This is a genomic window from Pseudonocardia sp. D17 (assembly GCF_036984265.1).
Taxonomy (GTDB): Bacteria; Actinomycetota; Actinomycetes; order Mycobacteriales; family Pseudonocardiaceae; genus Pseudonocardia; species Pseudonocardia benzenivorans.
The window spans coordinates 1-3,540 of the sequence record NZ_BPRG01000092.1; the positions used below are offsets into that span (position 1 = coordinate 1).

Genomic DNA, 3,540 nt, shown 5'->3' on the forward strand with positions numbered 1-3,540 from the left:
ATCAACGTCCCAGCCAGAGCCGAGACGTCAGTTCCGAGCCTCCACTAAACCCGGCACGAGACAGGCTGTCAGGACCGTCCAGGCGGCGTTGGCGGTGAACACTCCCGACGGGGAATGGGCCAGCGGGCCGGCTTTGAGGTCGTCGATGACCTGCTCGATGATCGCGTGCCCACGGTGGCTCGCTTCGGCGGCGAGCATCGCCAGCGGTGAGTCGGTGAACACCGCGTGGTGACGGTAGGCGCTGAACATCTCGCCCTGGCCCTGCGGCACCGACTTGGGGTTGAGCCGCTTGACCCGGCGCACGATGAGCCGGGCGGTGACGTGGTCCGCCTGCTTGCGTGAGGTGAAGGCGGTGTAGGTGGTCTCGGCGACTTCGGCGTCGGAGATCCATCGCTGGTCGGCTTCCTCCCAGATCGCCTCGGGGTACTTGATGCCTACCCACGCGGTCTCGGGGATGCGGCTGATCGCGGCGGTGATCGCCGGGTCCATGCGGGCGGTGATGGAGAAGTAGGTCCCACCGGTCCTGGCGGCGCCCACCACGGCGTGTTGGTAGTAAGGCGCTGTCGGCGCGCATCGTGATCGTGCCGGTGGCCCCGGCCCTCTTGGCGGTGGCCAGCGCGTCGGCGATCAGCCGTGGCCCGCCGTGGGCCGAGGCAACGTTGCCCCGCCGCAGCCGAGTGGCGGCGATCACCGGGGCCGCCAGCGGCGTGGACACCAGTAGTGCCCCATAGAGTGGTGTAACCGGGGTGGTCGCGTCGTCGTAGACGTGGGCGCGGTCACCGTGTGTGCCTTCGAGTCAACCTTCCAGAGAATCCTCGAAAGGACATCATCACGATGACCGCTCCTCATAGTGTCGACCCTGCTGGCCTGCTTGGCGAAGCCCTGTCCGAGGCTCGTCGGATCTGATGCGATCACTGCTGCAGAGAGTGATCAATGCTCTGCTGTCGGCCGACGCCGATGCGGTGGTCGGTGCCGAGTGAGCTACCTGTGCTCGGTGTCCACGATGTACCGGCTGCTGCGCCGTCGCGGGGAGGTCCGCGAGCGGCGCCGTCAGGCCACCCATCCTGCCCGGGTCAAGCCCGAGCTGATCGCCGACGCCCGCCGTCGCGGTCATGGACCCCTTCCACGTCGTCCGCCTGGCCGGGGACGCGCTGGACCAGTGCCGCCGCCGAGTCCAACAAGATATCCACGGCCATCGCGGCCGCAAAGGGCGACCCGCTCTACGCCGCCCGCCGCACCCTGCACACCGGCGCCGACCTGCTCACCGAGAAGTAGACCACGCGGATCGAGGCGCTGTTCACCGGCGACGACCACGTCGAGGTCGAGGCGACCTGGGCGTTCTACCAGCAGATGATCGCCGCCTACCGCGAGCCCGACCGGACCGCAGGACGCGACCTGATGACCCGCCTGATCGACTCCCTCAGCGGCGGTGTCCCGGCCGCGCTGAGCGAACTACGCACCCTGGGCCGCACCCTCAAGCGCCGCGCCGAGGATGTCCTGGCCTACTCCGACCGCCCCGGCACATCCAACGGGCGGCGGAGTCATACGGCCCCACCGAAGCCATGAACGGTCGACTCGAGCCCCTACGCGGCTCCGCCCTCGGCTTCCGCAACCTCACCAACTACATCGCCCGGTCACTCCTCGAGGTCGGCGGATTCAAATCCCGACTACACCCTGGATTCGGATGAGCCCGTTTGGCCAGCCCTGCGCGCACGGCCGTCGAGCGGGTCCAGCGGCGCAGTTCGGCCTCGTCATCGTTGCAGAGCGTCAGGGCGCGGCAGGAGAGTTGACCATCCCAGTTCGACGACCGTTTAGGAACTAACGACACGGGACACCAAGGGCTCGGGAGCGCCATCGATCATCCGACTTGTTGCAGTGTGGAGTATGCTTTTCGTTATCTTGAGTACACCGGTGTTCGTCTGATACTGGAAGCAGCCGGGTCACGGTTTAATCCTGCCAACTTTGTGGATCATGAACGAAGGTGAGTTGATATGGCTGCCCCTAGCCCAGCTAGCCCTAACCGAGGCGGAACGGTGCAGTCCGTGGATCGCACGATCGAGCTGCTGGAGTTGCTCGCCGACGCCGGGGGCAAGGCGAGCCTAAGCGAACTGGCCATCAAGACCGAACTGCCACTACCCACGATCCACCGGCTGATCCGCACGCTGCTCGCGCACGGTTACGTCCGCCAACTGCACTCCCGGCAGTACGCGCTTGGCCCGCGCCTGATCCGGCTCGGCCACGGTGCCGGTCGCCAGTTCGGCTCCGATGCGCTGCCCTACCTCGACCGGGTGGCCCGCGATCTAGGGGAGAGCGCGAACCTCGCGACGATCGACCGGGACATGGTGGTCTACGTGGCCCAAGCCTCGTCCTCCCACTCGATGCGGATGTTCACCGAGGTAGGCCGGCGAGTATTCCCGCACTCCACAGGGGTGGGTAAGGCAGTGCTCGCGCAACTGCCCGATTCGGAGGTGCTGGAGATCGTCCAGCGCATCGGGATGCCCCCGGCCACCGATAAGTCGCTCAGCACCGTCGAGGAGCTCCTTGCTGAACTGGCGAAGATTCGCGAGCAGGGCTTCGCGATCGACGACGGGGAGCAGGAGGTCGGGGTGCGCTGCTTCGCCGTCCCGGTGCCTGGTGCCCCGACTCCCACCGCGCTGTCCATTTCAGGGCCGGACGGCCGGGTCACGATGGAGTTCGGCGACAGTGCGGTGCCGGTCCTGCAAGAGATCGCCGGCGAGATCGGTGAGGTGCTGCTCGCCGGCTAGGAGACTGCTGAACAAGGCGCCCTTCTGGCTCGCGACGTGAGCCGGGACGGGCGGGGCGCCATCAATTTGGCCGTCGAAGCGGCTCTGGTAGGTCACAGCACGTGGCTGGACAACGAGGTCGACCCGCCCGTCAGGTCCGATTCTGCTCCTTGGTGAGGCCAGACGCCAGGTCCCTGGCCCCGGTGCTCAGGCGATGGTCAGCGCCCAGGTTCCGGCGGTGCGCTGCAGGCCCAGGGTGAGTAGTCGCATGAGATTGAGGGCTGAGCCGCGTAGGTGCTCCAGTCGTCCGTTGAATCTCCTATGTTTGTCAAGCGCCAGCGAGTTCGTTCTGAGCGGCGGCATTGACGCGGCGGTAGATGTCCCGGGCGAGATAGCGCTTGAGGCAGCGACGGATCTCTCGGAGGGTGCGCCCTTCGGCGGTGCGGCGCTCGACGTAGGCACGGGTTCGCGGGTCCATGCGCATGCGGGTGACGACGGCCATGTGGAGTGCTCGGTTGAGGCGCCGGTCACCACCGCGGTTGATCCGGTGCCGGACGGTGTTACCCGATGATGCGGGGATGGGGCTGGTCCCCGCGAGGCTGGCGAACGCGGCTTCGGATCGGATGCGGCCAAGGTGCGACCACGAGGTCAACGCGACAGCGGCGGTGACCGGACCAATGCCGGGCTGGTCGAGCAGGTCGCCTGCTGGGCTCTGTCGAACCAGGTCGGTGACTGTCTCGTGCCGGGTTTAGTGGAGGCTCGGAACTGACGTCTCGGCTCTGGCTGGGACGTTGAT

2 protein-coding genes and 4 pseudogenes are annotated in these 3,540 nt (G+C 67.1%); 4 read left to right on the plus strand and 2 right to left on the minus strand.

All coding sequences use genetic code 11. The features are described from left to right. Positions 1 to 27 precede the first annotated feature (27 nt). Positions 28 to 540: a hypothetical protein gene (locus PSD17_RS16295; protein ID WP_339123314.1), complete on the minus strand. Its 513-nt coding sequence runs from the start codon at positions 538 to 540 to the stop codon at positions 28 to 30. Positions 541 to 834: 294 nt separating this feature from the next. Between PSD17_RS16295 and PSD17_RS16300 the strand changes: the two are divergent. From PSD17_RS16300 to PSD17_RS16315, 4 genes and pseudogenes are all read left to right on the plus strand, one after another. Beyond that, positions 835 to 977 (plus strand): annotated as a pseudogene (locus tag PSD17_RS16300) (IS256 family transposase); the annotation flags it as partial. Between the two features lie 2 nt (positions 978 to 979). Beyond that, positions 980 to 1,096, plus strand: a pseudogene (locus tag PSD17_RS16305) (IS3-like element IS1141 family transposase); the annotation flags it as partial. 4 nt (positions 1,097 to 1,100) lie between these two features. Next, positions 1,101 to 1,688 (plus strand): annotated as a pseudogene (locus PSD17_RS16310) (transposase); the annotation flags it as partial. Positions 1,689 to 1,991: 303 nt separating this feature from the next. Further along, a complete protein-coding gene (locus tag PSD17_RS16315; protein WP_339123316.1) occupies positions 1,992 to 2,765 on the plus strand; it encodes an IclR family transcriptional regulator in 774 nt (257 codons plus the stop codon). Between the two features lie 307 nt (positions 2,766 to 3,072). Here PSD17_RS16315 and PSD17_RS16320 read toward each other — a convergent pair. Continuing rightward, positions 3,073 to 3,483 (minus strand): annotated as a pseudogene (locus tag PSD17_RS16320) (transposase); the annotation flags it as partial. Between the last annotated feature and the right edge of the window lie 57 nt (positions 3,484 to 3,540).

Excerpts from the sequence above, each read along its gene's own strand:
- PSD17_RS16315 (WP_339123316.1), top strand. The coding sequence starts at position 1,992 with ATGGCTGCCCCTAGCCCAGCTAGCCCTAACCGAGGCGGAACGGTGCAG.